Here is a 19,284-nt window from a genome sequence, read left to right as displayed (position 1 = left end):
TGGCGCTTTTTTGACTATAAGCAATGTTATCGCTGATCAATAAACGTATGCGCATGACCAGACGCGCCGCCACGGCCAGTTCGGCCGATACGGTGCACGTAGTCTTCGTAGGTTTGTGGCGTATCGAAGTTAATCACGTGCGTAACGTTCGGAATATCAAGACCACGGGCTGCGACATCCGTAGCTACCATCACACGTACCCGCTCGTCTTTGAATTGCTTCAAAGCACGCTGACGCTGTGATTGATTTTTATTACCATGAATAGCAACCGAGGAGATACCGCTTTTTTCAAGGTGATCGCTCAGGCGCTGCACGCCAAACTTTGTCTCGCCAAATACGAGTACTTTTTCGTAAGTATCATCGCCCAGCATGTTCGTAAGCAGCTCAAGCTTATGGGCCTTATCACGTGCTTCAATAACATCCTGTTCGATATGCTCGTTAGTCTCTGCCGTTCGTACCGAAATAGTCACCGGATCGTTCAAAAAGTCATGAACAAGAGCTGAAATTTCAGGTGTGATCGTGGCGCTAAAGAAGAGTGTTTGACGATCGCTTGGCATGCCACCCACAAGTTCACGAATATCAGGCAGAAAGCCCATGTCGAGCATACGGTCGGCCTCATCAAGAACAAGCGTTGTCATATTCTTGAGTTGCAAAACATGACGGTGAAGCAGATCCTTCAAGCGGCCAGGCGTACCAATAATCACATGCGGGCGTCGCTTAAGATCACGTATTTGACGATCGATATTAACACCGCCAACAACTAATGTTGAATACAGTCCGAGACCACGCGAAAATTCACGAAATTGTTCGTCGATCTGCTGAGCTAATTCGCGGGTGGGAGCAACAACAAGCACACTTGGGCGAAGCATAATGCCGCTTTGACGCTCAATGATTGGCAAAAGGAAGGCAGCAGTTTTACCTGTACCGGTGTTTGCAAGACCGATAACGTCACGACCCTCAATAATATGAGGTATTGCTTGGTCTTGAATGGCACTTGGCGTTTCGTAACCCTTTTTAGCAATATTATGATGAAGTTCTGCTCCAAAAGGAAAATCAGCAAACTTGTGCTTGGCCTCGTATACTATTTCATCAGCCTTCGTGACGGCCTTATTAATAAATTTAGATGGATGAATGTACTTTTTAGCAGGACCACGACTACCGCCGCGACGTCCCCCAAAATTACGATTTCCACTATGTGGTCGCCCCTGGGGACGTCCATTTCGTCGTTGTTGAAATGCCATAAAAAATAACCCTTTCGTTATTCTAATTTTAATAGCTGTATGCAGTCTAAAGGGTAAAACCCTAGGGAGAACAGCGAGAGGATATTTCGGTGGTGGCGCCAGCTACTCTAGGTAACCAATTAATTATATGGAGCGCACATCTTTGAAAGAGGCTCGACATTCATCGAATGCAATACTTCTATTATACACCACTTGGCCTATTTTTGCAAGGTTTTGGGCTATACTTTAAATGACATGCCAAGACGTGACGGATACCCTACCAATCAGGAGCTTCTCGTGGATTTTACCACTGAAGCTCGTCATTTGTACGTCTTAGCATATCAAACTCATATTGAAGGTAATATCCCTCCTGCGTACAGGGAAAAACCGATCGCCATGCTCGGACTTGAAGTAGTAAAAAGGTACCTCAATGATTCCCGACCTCTTCAGCATGTTTCAACAGAGCGGCTAGGCATATCGTCATTAAAAAGCGATGATATCGGCAGGATGCGGGAACAAACAAACACAAAACACTTGCCTGAAGATGTTTTTGAATTCTACGAAGCCATCGTTGCACGGCTTGGCGCTACCGTTTTATCGAATGCTGTCGTATTTGATCGAATCATTCCGCCAGGGAGTATCACCGCTTCATATATTGCTTCTTTTCCTAGCGGCCCAACAAAAAGTGTAGATACATTAAGTGAAAAACCTACGAAGCAAGCTATTATTTCTGCTACCTACTTCACTAAAGAGAGCCTTGAATACATTCGCTCTGGCGAATCGGGCCTTCCTGTTGAAGAGAAGCTTTTAAAGGCAGTCCGCGAAAATCGAGATGGTGTATTGCAACACACCTTTACGCTTCCGATGACACCGGAGCTCCCTCTAAACGGACATGAAGGCACGGCTTTCCTTTACGCCTATCGTGAACAGATGAATGCCAAGTTACGCAAAAAACGAGAAATGCTAGATTTCCTCACAACATACGATGCACCCTCGACGTCTCTTGAGCGTGCGCGAGAACAAGTTGCACGCTATGCCGCCGCTCTTGTACGGGTTGAAAGAATTTTAGACAAAAAGTAAATCTACATTTTTTGTTTGATTTCGGCAATCAAGTCACGAAGCTCAGCTGCTTTTTCAAACTCCAAGTTCGCACTGGCAAGCTCCATTTGAGATGTCAGCTCCTTTGCTAATGTCTCGTACTCATCTTTTGGAATCTTTTTAAGATCGATTTTCTTTTTCGTATCTTCTTTCATTGGAATAATGGCACGTAGACCTTCGTCAATCTCTTTGGCAATGCTTGTCGGCGTGATGCCATGCTCGCGATTATACGTTTCCTGAATCTCGCGTCGTCGGTCTGTCTCTCCGATTGCCTCCTTCATAGAATCCGTCATAGTATCGGCGTACATCAGCACAGTACCATTTACATGACGCGCCGCACGGCCGATGATCTGAATGAGCGCTCGCGCACTTCTCAAAAAGCCCTCCTTATCAGCATCCATAATTGCTACCATGCTTACTTCAGGAAGATCAAGCCCTTCCCGTAGCAGGTTAATCCCGACAAGAACGTCATAGACTCCCGTACGCAAATCGCGAAGAATGTCGCCACGCTCCAACGTATCAACTTCACTATGGATATAAGCAGTTTTAATATTCAGCTCTTGAAGATAGGTTGAGAGATCCTCGGCCATTCTTTTAGTCAGGGTTGTAACAAGGACACGCTCCTTTTTTTCAATTCGGTCACGAATTTCAGCGATAAGATCGTCGATCTGACCCTTTGTCGGACGGATTGAAATATGCGGATCTACAAGACCGGTCGGGCGAATAATTTGCTCGGCAGGCTTAGGACTCCGGGCAATTTCATAGTCGCCCGGCGTCGCTGAGACGTAAATTATTTGATTGACATGTCGCTCAAATTCCGCAAACGTCAGTGGACGGTTATCCAGAGCTGAGGGTAACCGAAATCCATGTTCCACCAGCACTTCCTTACGTGCGCGGTCACCATTATACATACCTCTTACTTGCGGTAGTGTTTGATGACTTTCATCGATAAGCAGGAGAAAATCGTCAGGAAAATAATCCAATAGCGTGGCTGGCTGTTCGCCCACTTCGCGGTTTGTAAGATAACGAGAATAGTTTTCAATTCCTTTGACGAATCCTGTTTCTTCGAGCATTTCAATATCGTACTTTGTGCGCTGGCTTAGCCGCTGAGCTTCAAGTAGTTTATTATTTTTTTCAAACCACTCCACGCGCTCCTCAAACTCTTTTTTAATACCTTCTATAGCGTGGGCAAGCTTTTCTTTTGGTGTAACGTAGTGACTGCTTGGAAAAATCGTAATACTCTGAGGCTCAGCAGTAATTTCACCCGTAAGTGGATCGATCTGCGTAATGCGGTCAACCTCATCCCCAAAAAACTCCAATCGAAAACCGACATCACGGCCTGCCGGAAAAACATCAACCACATCGCCCTTAACACGGAAGGTACCTCGATGAAAATCCATATCATTTCGTTGGTATTGGATATCAGTAAGAAGCCGCACGAGTTTGTCTTGTTGACGCCGTTCACCGCGCGTTACAGTTATCGACATCTCCGCGTAATCGTCTGGCGATCCGATACCATAAATACAACTCACGCTGGCGACAATAATAACGTCGCGACGTGTCAGAAGTGCCGAAGTGGCAGCGTGCCTCAAGCGATCAATTTCATCGTTTATTTTGCTGTCTTTTTCAATGTATGTATCACTGCTGGCAATATACGCCTCTGGCTGATAATAATCGAAGTAACTTACAAAATAGTGAACTTCGTTTTCGGGGAAAAACGCCTTAAATTCGCTATAAAGTTGCGCTGCGAGCGTCTTATTGTGAGCAAGTACCAGAGTTGGAACGCCGCGTTTGGCAATGATATTCGCCATTGTAAATGTCTTACCGCTTCCTGTCACACCAAGAAGTGTTTGCTCGCGCTCTCCATTTTCAAGTCCGGTGACAAGCTGAGTAATAGCAGCAGGCTGATCGCCAGTAGGCTCATACTTTGTTTCTAAACGGAATTTTGAAGTCATCCGTTCTATTATACTATTCCTTGCGTGCCGATTCGAGCGTCTTTATAGCAGCCTTATAATCGTCCGTCGCAATCATGTCCTTTACGACTTGCATCTCTTTTACACGGGTGTCATCACCATTAACGAGCTTCGGGAAGTCAATAGTAAGGATAATCGTCGGAGAGGTGACCGTGTCGTTCTGCAAAACTAAACGTGAGGCAACCCCTACATACGAAACGGTGCACATTGAATCTCCAAGCGCTGCGTGCGTATCGCCACCGTCTTGAGTAAGGCCAATTTTATAGTTATAGCCTCCGCCTTCGGCATCAGTCATTGCCTCAACGACATATGCCGTAGAAGCATTGAGCTTAGTAACAGCCTGTGGATATACATTATAAAACCGAAGCTTCAGCGGGCTGCTAGAGTCGCAAGCTCCACCGATTCCCCCTGAAGAAACATCCATCTTCACGCGGACTGATTTGTCTGGATTAGTTATGGTTACCGAATTAGTGTTTCCCGCCCCAGGTACAATTACCTCTGACCAATCAGATGGATAATCAAGCGCGTAAATAGCGCTGTTTAGCGCAACGCGCGCCGTTTTTAGCTGTTCTTTAGGCATTGTCTCCGTTGATGATGAGGTCGTATCCGTCTTCTTTGCCATAAAGTTTTGATAAAAAACAAACCCAAGCGCCCCAAGGAGTGCCACTACTAGTATGCCGATGATAATAACGTGCGCACTTCCTGATTGTTTTTGCGTATTCATACTATCCCCTCCCTGATCTTAGTGGGCTTAAGTGACTATCGGTTCCGTCATCAATGAAATCAGAATACCGTTTATCGAGTGCTGCAATTACCTTCGTAACAAGCGTATCTGGGTTCGTGTCAAAAATAACTTCTTTAGCCCCGGGAGCTTCGATATGCTCCAAAAGTGTGGGGATATAATCTGCCAGCCCTCCGCTTCCCAGTAAGACACCGCACACTTTACGACTCTCCAGTGCGGTAGAAAGCTCATGGAGGCTCCCCATGCGCCCACCAACAGTAATCATCCCATCGCAGCTTCGCACCAAATGAACATCCCTGCCAACATATTCCATGCCTGTAAAATTAATGTAATCAAATTCTTTCGTCGGTAATCGGTACGTCGCAACATGCTCCCGAAATGATGATGCTGGCGAAAAACCAACCGACACGCCCCGAGAATCTTCTACACTCATAAAACCCATGGCAGCATAATGCGGCAAGCCTACAGTTGCCCCCGTAAGAAGCGTCTTTCCTTGGGCGGCAATCGCCTTTCCTAAATCGAATGCAAGCTGGTGCGACTTTTGTACTGTCCCTCCGCTCGCAGCTCCTGAAACACAAATCTGATATCGCATTCTATAGCTCCTCTGCCTTATACTCCGCCGGGGCGTCTTGAAGGTATTTCTCTATCTCGTTCCTCTTCAACAGTCCCGCTTGCGCGCCCAACTTTTGCACGACGCTCATGCTATTGATCGGGGCCCATTGAAGCGCTGTTTCAATCGTTTCGCCAAGTGCCAAAGCAGCAACAATTGTCGATGCGAAGGCGTCGCCCGCTCCTGTTCTATCGTACGGTGGCGCTGGATCTGGATAATTTGGCATTTTGATTACTTTTTTATCGTATGAAGCATATGACCCCGCGGACCCATCAGTAATAATGACCACTTTTGGTCCAAGGCCGTGAAGGGCTGAAGCTAGTTCCTTGATCGATTCAGCACTTTTCTCCGTCACTAGAGCCGCTTCTTCCCGGTTCATAACCACGATATATGAACGGTTATAGATCTCTTTTAGCTTTTCCGTACCCCACTCAAAGTGGAAAGTACCTGGCTGAAACGCCAATTTTATCTGCGGATGCGCGCTAAGATAGCGAAGAAGGTCCTCGTGGAGCTGCCAGGCGGACTTACTAATAAGCGAAAGATATATCCAGTCGGGCGGCGACTCCGGCTCTCGCCACTTATAATCGTAACTTTCGTTTTTCACCAAAATTGTCCGCTCAGCACCATAGCGAAGCACATAGTAGCAATTAGATTTTAGACCATCTTCAGCTGCGACTAATGACGTATCTATTCCCTCCTTATGAAGATAACTAAGGGACTCTTCGCCTGTACGGTCTTTACCCAAAAAGGCCATGAGAGAGGTGGCTAAACCTAATCTGCTCACGGCTACGGCGGCATTTGGTGACGGACCGACTGCCTGAACAACTTCCGCGCCATCATAGGGAGGCTTTGAGCCAAAAGGAACGCTCAACCACTTACTTCCTTTATCATCCGTCTCAACCCTTGCGATATCTTCACGAAGCTGAATAAAAACATCTGTAAAAATATCCCCGACAGCAAGAAGTGACGGCTTTTTTTCGTTCGATGATATCTCCGGGTATGTTTCATCTTCTGAAGTTTTCAAGCCTATTTCTTGTGCAAGTTTGTGCACAATTTCATCATGTGTCCGGTCATGCTGGGCATATCGCTTCACGATTTCCAATCTTAAGTGGCGCTTACCGTGACCTGTTTGGCGTTGTACATAGGCGAGCTCATGATGTGCATTTTCAATAACATCCTGGATATTAAACGAGATCGGCCCATCGCCTAGATTTAGAAGCGTATACGTAAGTGGTGCAAGGATCGTCTCGGCGCTTCCGTTACGCACAGTGTTTTTTAATGCATTGTAAAGCTCTACGCCTGTCGTATCGCTTGGGTCAAGTCCTAGCGATCGCATAGCTTCATGCGCTTTTTGGGTAATATCAGCAATAAGTCGCGCGTCAACGCCAGCATTACCCGTTGCTTGCTCCAACTGGTTCATTGTTACCGTGAATAATGGATGGTCGTTTTCTAACAGCTCTTTTAAAAACATGGATGTCGCCTATTCTTTAAGCATAAGTATAACAGATTTAGAGTGGTTTTTCGTGAAGCGGCATATCATGAAGCCGTACGTTACCTTCTAAAATGCCGGATTTAGCACCGATTTTCGTCACGACAGATGTTGAATTCGCACTGGCGAAGACCAACGAATCCTTCAAACTCTTTCCTAGTGCCCACTGACTTAAAAAGCCCGAACCGAACGCATCACCTGCTCCCGTACGATCAATTACTTTTACATCTTCGTACATACCTGCACGAATGACCGTCTTGCCATCAGACGCCATAACTCCGTTCGGACCATCGCTCACAATTGCTACAGGTACGTAGTGAAGCGCATGGCGTACGAGCTCTTCGAGTTCTTCACCCTCAACAATCTGACGCATCTCCTCCTTATTAACCGATAGCACCTCAACATCTTCAAGAAGCGCCTTGAGCTTGGTAGAGTGTGCGAGCTCCCGCTTGCCAGGATTAAACATAATCTTCGTCCCATGCTGGCGCGCCTGGTGAAAAACTTTGTTGAGTGTCTCCATATCGCCAGCCATGCTTGAAACATACAACCAATCCGCATCGCTGTCCTCTATATCGAAGTTTTTTGCGTCGTAATGAGTTGAAGCACCCCTATACGTGAGGATGGTTCGCTCGCCATTCGGCGCAAGCAGCAATACCGAATACCCCGTATTGTATTTTTTTGAATAGCTGACATGAGTGGTTTCAACACCCTCATGATCAAGGTCGTCTAAAACGGCCTGACCCGCCGGATCATGGCCTATAGTTCCCATGAATTCCGCGCGTAAGCCCTGCCTTGCAAATGTAACCGCTGCATTCGTAGCGCCTCCACCTGTAGTAAAGTTGATGTTATTTACATCCGCCTTAGCTCCGAGTTCGAGCTTCATGAATATTTCGCGTGCGGCTTTGTCACTTACGGGCTTAAATTCATCACTATGGCTCAAGAACACATCTTGAACCGCAGCACCAATCGAGAGAATTTTTGGTATTTTTTTGTTCATTACTCACATTATACCACTTATGGTTGAAGGTTTTGATATATCCTGGTATTCTTTTGTAGCCCTTGAAAGCTCGTCTTTAAGAGATTGGAGGCCTTTGAAGTGAGTATTCCCGAGCCGAGTACGATCCTGGAAGTATTACGCCGAGATAGAGTCTACGGAAAGCCCGAGCTGTTCGATCAGGTGAAAGATTTCGCGGCAAAGCTGCCCGAAATTCTCCGCCCCTACTTGGGTGATGAGGTTACTCCGCCTCGTTACTTTGAAGTCATGCTCGTCACTCGCCAACAGTTGATTGAAGAAACCACTCTCGACCACCTCGTCCTTCAAGAAACCATTCAAATTCTGCGAGAATGGCAGGAGCATCCGCAGCGTGCGTACAGATTCGCTAACACAACAGAGGCGGACTACATACTCAGCGGCCATGTCGGTCTGAGCGAGCCGCTCAAGCAGCGCTACCGGAACGGCGAGCTGTTGTTCATTGACATCCTGCGTGAACAGCCCAGTTTTTTCCTGCTTTAACAGGGTGCGCACTGGTCTCATAAAGTGATTATGAGATCAGTGCGCTGTAAGCATTATCGACCCCCGTTTTCTTTCATGGTATGCTTTAATTATGATTGCGAAAACTATTTTTGAACAAGTACTCAACCGAGCAAAACATGGACCTATAGCTATTATTTATGCCGATGGAACCAAGAAAAAATATGGAACCGGTAAGCCATTGTTTACTGTTACCATTCACGACGAGTCTGCGATAAGCGACATCGTAAAGCGATTCGACCTTGGCTTCGGCGAAGCCTTCATGCACGAAAAAGTAACCGTTGATAATCTTGACGAGCTGCTGAAGTTCGCCTATCTCAACGAACGCGACTTTAAAAAGATATTCGGAAAAAAATCGGGTTATAAATTTGCCCGCAACATCCGTAAGAAACAAGCCGAGCAAATTGAGAGCCATTACGATCTTGGTAATGATTTTTATGAGCTTTGGCTTGACAAGGCAATGGTATACACCTGCGGTTATTTCCGCAAGAAAAACGACTCGCTTGACACCGCCCAAGAGCAAAAGCTTAATCATGTTCTAAATAAACTTCAACTCTCAAAGGGCCAGGAGTTCATCGATCTTGGCTGTGGCTGGGGTGGCCTTGTTATTCAAGCAGCTAAAAAATATGGCGCCAAAGGCATCGGTGTCACTCTCAGCAAAGAGCAGTACGAGTACGCTAAAGCCCGCGCTAAAAAAGAAGGCGTTGAGAAGCTCACCACTTTTTATCACATGAATTACCAAGATGCGCCTACGCTCGGAAAAACGTTCGAACGAGTTGTGAGCGTCGGAATGCTTGAGCACGTGGGCCGTGAAAATCACGCCCAATTCTTTAAAACCATTGACGAATTATTAAAACCCCAGGGCATTGCGGTCGTTCATTCAATTACTCAACAAACCGAAGAGGATATGCCGGCATGGATTGATAAATATATCTTCCCGGGTGGATATGTACCAAGTGTGCGCGAAGTTGTTCGCTATTTACCAGAGTACGATTTTCATATTACCGACTACGAGAGTCTGCGAATGCATTATGCGCATACACTCGATGAGTGGACAAACCGATTCGAAAAGAATCTTGGCAAGGTCCGCAAACTCGGTTACGACGAAACATTCATTCGTATGTGGCGGTTATATCTCCGAGGTTCTGCCACCAGCTTCCGCTACGGTACCTTCGACTTATCACAATTTGTCTTTACAAAAGGCCTAAAAAACGATCTGCCATCGACACGCGAATTTCTATATAAATAAATCAGGCATAATGAGAGCCGCCTACCGACGGCGCTCATTATGAGATGCCCGTAGTGCGGCTTAGTGAGATACCGACCAGTCGCGGTGGCATCCCACACAGATGTTGGACCACGGCTGCTCGCTACCCACGTACTTACCGTGCATGCCGAGCTTGTGCCGTTGACGCAACCGCTCCAGTTGTTCTGTTGTTTGCGGCACCAGCGCCGGGAATGGGTCCGTCAGCACCAGTCCTCCTGCTTCTGCGATCGCCATCAGGTCCTTCTCGGCTTCAGTGTAATCCGAAGCCTGCATCTCAGGCGAAAGCGAAAGGAACGGAGTGCGGCACTGCAACAGCCAGCGAGTACGGTCCTCAGGTGTCTTCTTGACGACATACGCCACCCAGCCGTTGAATTGGTCGAACTTCCTCTGCACCAGGCTCGCCACGGTGGGCGAATACGCAAACTCACCCACGTGCAGCTTCACGATGTCGATCACCATCCGCGCATGCAAGGCCAACATATCGTCGAGCCCAGAGGCACGGGCCTGCCACACGATGCTGTTTACGCCTTCGGGTGTCAGCCTTGCGGGGTCACGGAGTACCCACCGCTCCCACGCTATCCACTGACGATGGTTGGCCGCCGCAAGCGGGTGGCTCATTTCGATAATTTGCGCCGGCGAAATAATCGCCGCATCAAGCGAGTCGTTCATGACACCTCTCCTAGTGATGCGCGACGTACAGATATATAATACAATAAAATAAGTATTTATACCAGAAGACGCTATTCGTTCTCTTAGATGCCTGAAGCCTAGTCTTTTTATGCCCTGGCGGTCAGCTACCCATTCACGCAGGAAAAAGCCGTGCTTACGCCCGCTCTATGCACTTTTGGTAGAGTGTTTTTAAGCGCCCGGCTGGATCATACTTTTTCTTGAGGGCATCGTATGCTTTACCGTTGTAGATCTCGTAGAAATCCTTCTCGGAGTAAAATGCTTCAGAGTAGAGCCCTTTCTTACCGCCCAGTCTGCTCACCTCCGCCTCGATGAGTTTGTTGTAGTAAAATGGATCGCCTTTATGCGCCTTCACCTGATCCCAAAATCCAAAATTTACATAGATTTGACCAGGTTTTAGTTCATAAAGAGGGAAATCCGCCGAGGTCTTTGACTTTGTAGGACAAAACCATACAGGGCGTATTGCAATATTTTTTGTAAAGAAATTCCAAAATTCCGTAGCATTTTCAATAGGAATCTGGACATCTTGAATAATTGTCTCAAGAGGTTCCGGCTCGCCGCCCAGCCTACGGATTGTATCTGCCATATGATATTTTTGATCTAATCTCAGAAGCTTCCAGTAGCTCTCAGAACGAAGCATCCATTTGCCGAATAAAAATCGCGGCACTGTATGGTTCATATAGAACGCCTTAGAACACCAGAACCAGTCGCTATCCCATCGCCAGATAAAGTCACGAACAGATAAATAATCCTCTTTGAGACGTGAAATTGATTCATAATAGCGATTCATATATCTGTAGTTGCTCACTCTGGGGGCGCCATCGACAAACGTGCCCAGGGTGGCATAGATATTGTTCTTTTCAAACCCGCTCCCATCAATAAAATCGACTGTTTCGCCTTTATATTTTTTCGTCTTGCCGACTTCTTTGACTAATTCAAGAAAACCATCCAGCTTTTTAAACGGAATATGCCGAAGCTTCACGTATGGCCTTGTTTGGATAAGCTTTATTTTCAATTTCAAGATATAACCTAAGGTTCCAAATGAATTTGCCATGCCATAAAACAAATCTTTGTACTTATTTTTCGGCGTTGCAGTTACCACAGAGCCATCAGGAAGCAGGACTTCCATTTCAAGTACAGTTTCGTGAACAAGCCCATTATATAAAGAGTTGGCTTCAATACCACCACCGCTCACGGCACCACCAACTGTAATTGTGGCTAGCTCAGGTACGACGGCAGGCAACAGGCCATACTTTAACGTTTCATCAACAATAGCCCTATATGGCGTCATCCCTTCAACATCGGCGGTTAGGCCCTTTACGTCGACGGAAAGAATTTGATTAAAATCACGTGTATCAAGCTTGGCAGCCTTACCTTTCCGTTCACGGAATAAGTTTGAAGCAGATTTTTGAAGTCGCACAGATCCGTTCTGCTCACGAATGGCAGCGTACTGCCGCACGACTCGGTCACGTTTTTCTTCGTATGATAGTGTCATTGTTCTATGATACAGCTTTTCCCGCACTACCAAAGGCTGTTATTTTTTCTTCAATCACTTTTTGAACAGCTTCATAAACCACTGGCATTAGTTTTACAACAGCATACTCATCGGGGTTATCAGCAAGAACTTTCTCGAGCGTTTTGCGAAACGCATAGCGCATGTCACTATTGATATTTATCTTGCTGACACCGATTTTTGCGGCATCTTCAAAATAATGAAGAGGCGTACCACTTCCTCCGTGAAGACTAATTTGACACTGGATCTTGTCACGAATTTGCTGTAGCAATTCGAGGTCAAGTTGTTTTGGAACCGGATAGAGACCATGTAAGTTTCCGATTTGTATGGCAAGCGTATCAATACCAGTTTGATTCACAAAATCAACCGCTTCATCTGGCTTGGTGTTGAATTTTTTTACTTCTTCGTAATTAATCGTTTCAGTATGCAAGTTGGACGAGCCCATAAAGTAGCGCTCTTCGGCCTCAACAAGCGCGCCCGTGAACCTAGCATATTCAACGACCTCTTTGGTTTTAGCGATAATTTCTTCCCTGCTTGCGTCGTGATTGGCTTGTGAAATATCGATATGAATGAATTCAAAACCGGCATCAATCCCGCGTTTGGCCGCTTCAACGCTTGGGCTGTGATCGAGGTTGATGTACATTTCAACACCATACTCATCGCGGTAGTTATCCACCATATCTCGAATATTCTCGAGCCCCATAGCTTTTACTTCGCCATCACTTACCTCAACGAGAACGGGAGAGTTGAGCTTTTGGGCGGCACGCGCCACGGCAATCAGTGTTTCTTGATTATCAATATTGAATGCACCAACCGCAAACTTTTGTGAGCGGCTTCGTTGCATAAGATGTCTCGCTCGTACAGTATTATCTCTGATTTGTCGAATTGATAAACTCATAATCCTCCTTAAAACCCCTGGTGGTAACGCGGCACTTTACGCACAAATTCTTCAACGTCTCGGGAAATCGACTCTCCATCGAGGCCAAAATACTTAATAAGTTCGGCCGGGGTGCCACTTTCGCCAAACCTATCCTTCATACCAACACGAAGCAACGGTGTAGGCAACTTTTCGCCCAACAGTTCGGCGATTGCCCCGCCAAAGCCTGCCGCCATCTGCGCTTCTTCGGCTGTCACAACTCTGCCTGTTTTTTTAATGCTCTCTAAAATCGTTTCTTCATCAAGAGGTTTTATAGTGGGAACATGCACCACATCGGCATGGATTCCTTTTTCCTCAAGTCGCTTTGCCGCTACAAGAAGCTGATAGGTCATGGTGCCCGTCCCGAGCAGCGTGACATCGTCACCACTACGAAGCTTGTAGGCCTTGCCGATTTCAAAAGGCGAGTGCTCGGTACTAAATACGGGAGTTTTCTCGCGAGCCAACCGAAGATAACTTGGCTTCCCATTACTGACAATCGCATGCGTCGCCTTCTCCGCCTCGATACTATCTCCCGGAGCGATCACTACCATGTTGGGCAGAACACGCATAAGTGCAATATCCTCGAGCATTTGGTGGGTCGCGCCATCCGGCCCTACGCTCACACCGGCATGGGAGCCGATAATCTTCACTGGCTGCTCATTTAGCGCAATCGTAGTGCGGATCTGCTCCCAATTACGGCCTGGACTAAATGCGGCATAGCTGCTTGTAAACGGAACTTTACCGGCACGCGCCAAACCGCTCGCAACCGTCACTAAGTTTTGCTCGGCAATCCCCATCTCAATAAATCGTTCAGGAAATGCCTCCTTAAAAAGTGACATCTGGGTGCTGTCGGTAAGGTCGGCACACAGCGCAACGATCGCCTCGTTTGTTTCACCGGCTGCCTTAAGCCCACGGCCAAACCCTGCGCGAATCGGTTCAAGTTTTACGTCATCGCCATAAAGATGCGGATTTAGGCTATATGTGCTCATTCGTGTTCTCCTGTAATCTTGCCGTTCAAACTGCGCAACTTCTTAAGAGCCTCCGTATAATCGTCTGGCGACTTGCCGTATCCATGCCAATGATAGTCATATTCCATAAATTCGACGCCTTTACCCGGAATAGTATGAGTAATAATAACGCTTGGACGATTCGTAATTGCCCTCGCCATGGCTGCTGCATCGATGATACTCTCTATGTTATGGCCATTGATTTCCTGCACATGCCAGCCGAATGACTCCCATTTGCCCCGGAGATCCTCAAGCGGCATCACCTCTTCAGTTGGACCATCAATCTGGATATTATTACGGTCAACAAACACTATGAGCTGAGAAAGTTTATACTTACCAGCAAACATCGCAGCTTCCCATATATTGCCTTCGTTCAGTTCCCCATCACCCGTAATCGCGTACACCCAGCGATGCTTGGCATTATCAAGGTATTGCAAACTATAAGCATACCCGGCGGCTTGACTCAAGCCGGAACCTAGTGGACCGCTCGTATTTTCAAGACCTGGTAATTTTAAGCGTTCAGGGTGGCCCTGTAAGCGGCTGCCTAACTTACGAAGCGTGAGCAACTCTTTAACAGGAAAGTATCCCCTATGCGCCATAACCGCATATTGAACAGGAACCGTATGACCATTACTAAGAAAGAAAACGTCACGTTCGCTCCATTCGGGATCCTTAGGATTTACGCTCATGATAGAAAAATAAAGTGTCGTAACGAGATCTGCAAGGTCAAGGGGGCCGGCACTATGGCCGCTACCCGCTGCTTCTAGCATCTCCAAGATACTTTTTCGTACTTCCGCAGCTTTTTTTTGTAGCTGAGAAACTGTCAATTGCCCACCGTCCATCTTAAATTACTCCGTGTTTATTGATTTCATTGACAAGCGAAGTATACATGGCAGCCGGATCGTCAGCGTTCGCGAGCGTACCGCCAACATTAAGCACATCAACTCCACCCTGCGATAGCCCGTAAGCATTTTCAAGGTTTACGCCACCATCCCAACCGATTTCAACATCTTGTCGAATGGCACGAATAAGACGGACTTTTTCAAGTTGCATCAAGCTGGCTGTTCCGCCATATTTTCCAAGTTCGCCGCTAAATATCATAACGTGATCCGCTGCTTCAATCGCGGGGGCAACGGTATTTGGCACTGTTGTTTTAAGTAATGCAATGCCGGCCTTTATTCCAAATTTTTTAATATGATCAAGGATGGGAACAATATCTTCTTGTACTTCGGCATGAAAAATAATTGTACTAGGTTTTAAGCTCAGTAGGGTTTCAAGATGTTCGCTTGGGCGAGCTACCATCGCATGTATATCGACGGTCCACTCCTGGGGCCACCATACTTGGGCAGCACCTATTGTAAAACTAGGAGCGAACTCACCATCACAAATATCAACATGGACACGCTGCGCAAAGCCATGAATTTTCTCTACCATTACTTTGTAGTCGTCGGGAGTCTCCGCAAGTAATGCTGGTGCGATAACACTCATACCTATAGCTCATCAATCTGCGCATTACGGCGCTTATAGCGAGGAGCCGCAGCGAAGGGCGTCTTCAGCCATGTATCGATGATATCCTGCCAGACTGCTTCTTCGTTTTGCAATACTCTTGACGGCAAGCAAAGCACATTGCTATCGTTATCATTACGAGTCATCTTAGCTTCATATGCATCCCAAATGACACTCGCCCGGATTCCCCTGAAGCGATTGGCCGCCATGCACATACCCTGACCTCCACCACATAATAAAATCGCTCTTGGATCAGGATCTTCATCACCAAGCACCTTCAATGCGGCAAGCTGCGCAAACTGAGGAAAATCATCGTTTGGATCGAGTTCTTTATCCCCTACATCCTCTATATCATAGCCTCGCTTTGCAAGGTAGGCAAAGACATCCTCCTTCATAGCAAAGCCTTGATGATCAGCACCCAAGTAAATCTTCATAGTATTAGTATAAGCGGTTTTAAGATAAAACGAAAGTTACTTGCCTAGTTTTCCGGCGTCTGCCACGAGTTCGACAAGACGGTTACTGAATCCCCATTCGTTGTCATACCAGGCAACGACCTTTAAAAGATTACCCGCAACAACGCTCGTGAGCGGTAAGTCAACGATTGCACTGTGGCTATTACCCTTAAAATCACTGCTGACAAGCTGTTCGTCAGTGACGGCAAGGATACCTTGATAAAACGGCTGTTCCGCGGCTTTGCGAAACGCTTCGTTGACTTCTTCAACAGTAACATCTCGCTTCGTCACGACGACAAAATCACTAAGACTCACTACTGGAGTCGGCACTCGTAAACTAAGCCCGCCAAAGCGTCCGGCTACCGCGGGAAGCGCCTGACCTGCCGCAATACTTGCACCCGTACTAGTAGGAACGACATTTTCCGCTGCCGCACGTGCGCGACGAAGATCTTTATGTGGCGCATCTTGCAAGCGTTGGTCGGCGGTGTAACTATGAACGGTTGTCATCATCGCTTTTTCGATACCAAAATTATGCTCGAGTACGGCCATTACCGGCGTTATACAGTTGGTCGTACAGCTTGCATTATTAAGTATGTCACTCGCACCTTCCCGACCGAGTTGGTCTTCATTAACACCAAGAACGATCGTATCCGAGCCTTCGCCTTTGGCAGGCGCACTGATTATAACTTTTTTCGCGCCCGCTTGGTCAATATGGGCTCGCGCCTTAGCAGGATCGGTAAAGAAACCCGTACTTTCAATAACGACATCGACACTGTGGTCACGCCATGGAAGCTGCCCTGGCTCTTTTTGTGCAAACACGGGAATATGCTTGCCATCAACAATGATGCTCGTATCATCATGACTTACTTCTTTTCCGTATGTGCCGTAAGAAGAATCGTGTTTCAAAAGATGCGCAAGCGTCTTCGTATCTGTAAGATCATTGATCGCGACAATATCGACATCGCTTCGTTCGAACGCAATTTTAAATGCATTTCGACCAATCCGACCAAAGCCATTTATTGCGACATTAACTTTGCCCATGAGTTCCCCACTCCTTTTGTAAGCGTTATCATTTTCTGTTGTTTATTATATACCGTCGCAACTCCTCCCGCAAATGGTTGACATCTATTTTCTGTACAGATACCATACTATTGTTCATCTTCCCTATCAGTGCGAGGTTAAATAATGGATGTTCGTTTTGCGTCTCTCCAGGAGATTCGTTCGGGAGCGCTCGACTGGGGTGGGCACGATTGGGGCGACTCTTCTTTCCTGCCGATTTCAATCGACCCGGATGCTTTCGAGAGCTTTGTTCGCGCCCGTGCGGCAGTTTTCCATGGCACACTTCACTATCTTGACCCGTTCATGTTCAAGGCCTTTGGCCAGGATGCGTGGTGCCGACCGTTGGGGTCGGAAAAGTACGAAGAGTTCAACGAGAAGTCTCTTGCATTCTGTGAAGTCAACGACCAAGAGTATGTGCTTTTCATCATCGAAAAATACGACGGGCGGTGGGCTGCGGCGCAGGAGCTCTTTGGCATCGCCAATGACAATCCTGTGCACGCCTCGGATGAAGATATCCGCTCAATTTTCTCAAGACTGACGGAAAGCTAAGAACACATGCGTGGAGCGGGGGCCGCTCAAAGCCCCCGCTCCACCTCAACCACTATTCCTAAGAGTCGTTTTTTTACTCCGCTTGACTTATACTGTTACTACTATGGCATTGCACAAAAAAGAAGTCATTAAACACGCCTCGCCTCATTATGAAGAAGACGAGCTTTTAGAATTGGAGCATGCGATCGATTTTGCTACAGACGCGCATGAAGGCCTGTTTCGCAAAAGCGGTGAACCGTATATCATCCATCCACTCGCTGTTGCCGACACACTTATCGAGTGGGGCATGGACATCGATACCGTACTCGCCGGCGTCTTACACGACACCGTTGAAGATACGGAAACTACATTAAAAGATATTGAAAATCTTTTTGGTGGCGACGTTGCTTTTTTAGTTGATGGGGTCACCAAGGTATCGCAGGCGCGTGCCGGTATGCGTAATCTCGAGAGTTATCTGCCACAAACAACCGATAATCTTTCGAAACTACTGATTGCCGTGGGCCAAGATGTTCGCGTCATCATTATCAAACTTGCCGATCGTCTCCATAACCTTTCGACTCTCCAATATATGCCCGCAGAAAAGCAACAAAAAATCGCCCGCGAAAGCCTTGAGGTATTTGCACCGATTGCCGACCGGCTTGGTATGGGACGAGTGCGTATGCAAATCGAAGAATTTGCCTACAGTTACCTTGACCCCAAAGAATTTCAGCATCTAAAAAATATGATGCGTAAACGCCTTGGTAAAAGCACGCGGAAGTTGGGCGAGGTTCGCAAACAAGTAGAAGCCGAACTTAGAAAACACGATATTGAATTTGAGGTAAACGGTCGCGTGAAAAGTATTTATAGCTTGCATAAAAAGCTAAAAAAAGTCGATGGCAACATAGATGATATCTATGATCTTATGGCACTTCGCGTTATCGTAAAAGACAAGGAAGCATGCTACCGGGTGCTCGGTCTTCTTCATTCACTTTATCAGCCGATGATTTCCCGGATTAAAGATTATATTGCCGTGCCGAAGCCCAATGGATATCAAAGTCTTCATACTACGGTTATCACACCAAGCAAGCAGATCGTTGAGTTTCAGATTCGGACCTACGATATGCATGAATATGCGGAGCGCGGGCTTGCGGCTAGCTTTCATTATCATGAGCAAAAAAATTCAAAAGATTATTTAAAAAATACGAAGCGTATCGCCAATCTTCCTTCTCACTTACAGTGGATTACCCAGCTTCAGGAAGTTGCTTCACGACTTGGATCAGGTGATACTATTTCTCACGAACAACTCAATATTGATTTGTTTAATGACCGTATTTTCGTCTACTCGCCAAATGGAGATATTTACAATCTTCCAGAAGGATCGTTGCCGCTTGATTTTGCCTACCTTGTCCATAGCGATATCGGTATGCATGCCTATAGCTTTAAGGTTAATGGCAACATTCATCCGTTCGACAAGCCACTCCAAAACGGAGATGTCGTTGAAGTGGTGACGCGTACGTTATCGCTTCCAAAGCCAGCATGGCTCGATCTTGTTACGACCAGCCATGCTCGCGAAAAGCTCCGCGCACAATTGAAAAAACTTGGTTTGATCGAATCGATTAGCACTGCTGCAAATGTAATAAAACAAAAAGTCCTTCGTAAAAAGAAGAACTAATTGTAATGTGATTT

General features: G+C 46.7%; 19 protein-coding genes. 5 read left to right on the top strand and 14 right to left on the bottom strand.

What is annotated here, in order from left to right; all coding sequences use genetic code 11:
• Positions 1-26 precede the first annotated feature (26 nt).
• Complete coding sequence (locus VFH06_03610) at positions 27-1,241, bottom strand: DEAD/DEAH box helicase (GenBank protein ID HET6747165.1); 1,215 nt, start codon at positions 1,239-1,241, stop codon at positions 27-29.
• Positions 1,242-1,475: 234 nt separating this feature from the next.
• Here VFH06_03610 and VFH06_03605 point away from each other — a divergent pair, with 234 nt between their 5' ends.
• On the top strand, positions 1,476-2,300 hold the full coding sequence (locus tag VFH06_03605; protein ID HET6747164.1) for a hypothetical protein: 825 nt from the start codon (positions 1,476-1,478) through the stop codon (positions 2,298-2,300).
• A 2-nt stretch (positions 2,301-2,302) separates the two neighbouring features.
• Here the strand turns inward: VFH06_03605 and uvrB are convergent, their stop codons facing one another.
• The 5 genes from uvrB to VFH06_03580 are packed head-to-tail and all read right to left on the bottom strand — an operon-like array spanning position 2,303 to position 8,129.
• Positions 2,303-4,273, bottom strand: a complete 1,971-nt coding sequence (gene uvrB / locus VFH06_03600; GenBank protein HET6747163.1) for an excinuclease ABC subunit UvrB — start codon at positions 4,271-4,273, stop codon at positions 2,303-2,305.
• 13 nt (positions 4,274-4,286) lie between these two features.
• The gene (locus VFH06_03595) at positions 4,287-5,015 is read right to left on the bottom strand and encodes a hypothetical protein (GenBank protein ID HET6747162.1); all 729 of its coding nucleotides are present in this window, start codon (positions 5,013-5,015) and stop codon (positions 4,287-4,289) included.
• Between the two features lies 1 nt (position 5,016).
• Positions 5,017-5,625: a hypothetical protein gene (locus VFH06_03590; GenBank protein HET6747161.1), complete on the bottom strand. Its 609-nt coding sequence runs from the start codon at positions 5,623-5,625 to the stop codon at positions 5,017-5,019.
• 1 nt (position 5,626) lies between these two features.
• Complete coding sequence (locus VFH06_03585) at positions 5,627-7,114, bottom strand: carbohydrate kinase family protein (protein ID HET6747160.1); 1,488 nt, start codon at positions 7,112-7,114, stop codon at positions 5,627-5,629.
• Positions 7,115-7,151: 37 nt separating this feature from the next.
• The gene (locus tag VFH06_03580) at positions 7,152-8,129 is read right to left on the bottom strand and encodes a carbohydrate kinase family protein (GenBank protein HET6747159.1); all 978 of its coding nucleotides are present in this window, start codon (positions 8,127-8,129) and stop codon (positions 7,152-7,154) included.
• A 99-nt stretch (positions 8,130-8,228) separates the two neighbouring features.
• Here VFH06_03580 and VFH06_03575 point away from each other — a divergent pair, with 99 nt between their 5' ends.
• Both VFH06_03575 and VFH06_03570 read left to right on the top strand, forming a co-directional pair.
• Positions 8,229-8,645, top strand: a complete 417-nt coding sequence (locus VFH06_03575) for a hypothetical protein (protein ID HET6747158.1) — start codon at positions 8,229-8,231, stop codon at positions 8,643-8,645.
• A gap of 91 nt (positions 8,646-8,736) precedes the next feature.
• The gene (locus VFH06_03570) at positions 8,737-9,912 is read left to right on the top strand and encodes a cyclopropane-fatty-acyl-phospholipid synthase family protein (GenBank protein HET6747157.1); all 1,176 of its coding nucleotides are present in this window, start codon (positions 8,737-8,739) and stop codon (positions 9,910-9,912) included.
• Positions 9,913-9,972: 60 nt separating this feature from the next.
• On the opposite strand, the gene VFH06_03565 is transcribed toward VFH06_03570, so the two are convergent.
• The 8 genes from VFH06_03565 to gap all read right to left on the bottom strand — a co-directional run bounded on the left by VFH06_03565 (position 9,973) and on the right by gap (position 17,052).
• Entirely contained in the window at positions 9,973-10,599 is a 627-nt protein-coding gene (locus VFH06_03565) for a hypothetical protein (protein ID HET6747156.1), read from the bottom strand.
• Between the two features lie 154 nt (positions 10,600-10,753).
• Positions 10,754-12,112 (bottom strand): FAD-binding oxidoreductase, encoded by a 1,359-nt coding sequence (locus VFH06_03560; protein HET6747155.1) that lies wholly within the window; start codon positions 12,110-12,112, stop codon positions 10,754-10,756.
• Between the two features lie 4 nt (positions 12,113-12,116).
• A complete protein-coding gene (locus tag VFH06_03555) occupies positions 12,117-13,028 on the bottom strand; it encodes a class II fructose-bisphosphate aldolase (GenBank protein HET6747154.1) in 912 nt (303 codons plus the stop codon).
• Between the two features lie 8 nt (positions 13,029-13,036).
• Positions 13,037-14,035 carry a transketolase C-terminal domain-containing protein gene (locus VFH06_03550; GenBank protein HET6747153.1) on the bottom strand — a complete coding sequence of 333 codons (999 nt, stop codon included), beginning with the start codon at positions 14,033-14,035 and terminating at the stop codon, positions 13,037-13,039.
• The gene (locus VFH06_03545) at positions 14,032-14,895 is read right to left on the bottom strand and encodes a transketolase (protein HET6747152.1); all 864 of its coding nucleotides are present in this window, start codon (positions 14,893-14,895) and stop codon (positions 14,032-14,034) included. Before VFH06_03545 ends, VFH06_03550 begins: the two co-directional genes overlap by 4 nt.
• A 1-nt stretch (position 14,896) precedes the next feature.
• Positions 14,897-15,541, bottom strand: a complete 645-nt coding sequence (locus VFH06_03540; protein HET6747151.1) for a hypothetical protein — start codon at positions 15,539-15,541, stop codon at positions 14,897-14,899.
• Between the two features lie 2 nt (positions 15,542-15,543).
• A complete protein-coding gene (locus VFH06_03535) occupies positions 15,544-15,993 on the bottom strand; it encodes an RpiB/LacA/LacB family sugar-phosphate isomerase (protein HET6747150.1) in 450 nt (149 codons plus the stop codon).
• Positions 15,994-16,029: 36 nt separating this feature from the next.
• A complete protein-coding gene (gene gap, locus VFH06_03530) occupies positions 16,030-17,052 on the bottom strand; it encodes a type I glyceraldehyde-3-phosphate dehydrogenase (protein ID HET6747149.1) in 1,023 nt (340 codons plus the stop codon).
• Positions 17,053-17,196: 144 nt separating this feature from the next.
• On the opposite strand from gap, the gene VFH06_03525 reads away from it, so the two are divergent.
• Entirely contained in the window at positions 17,197-17,619 is a 423-nt protein-coding gene (locus tag VFH06_03525) for a hypothetical protein (GenBank protein HET6747148.1), read from the top strand.
• 103 nt (positions 17,620-17,722) lie between these two features.
• Complete coding sequence (locus VFH06_03520) at positions 17,723-19,270, top strand: RelA/SpoT family protein (protein HET6747147.1); 1,548 nt, start codon at positions 17,723-17,725, stop codon at positions 19,268-19,270.
• Positions 19,271-19,284 lie beyond the last annotated feature (14 nt).

It is taken from the genome of Candidatus Saccharimonadales bacterium, from assembly GCA_035697325.1.
GTDB lineage: Bacteria > Patescibacteriota > Saccharimonadia > Saccharimonadales > Saccharimonadaceae > JALRBM01.
This window is presented reverse-complemented; position numbering and strand designations above follow the sequence as displayed.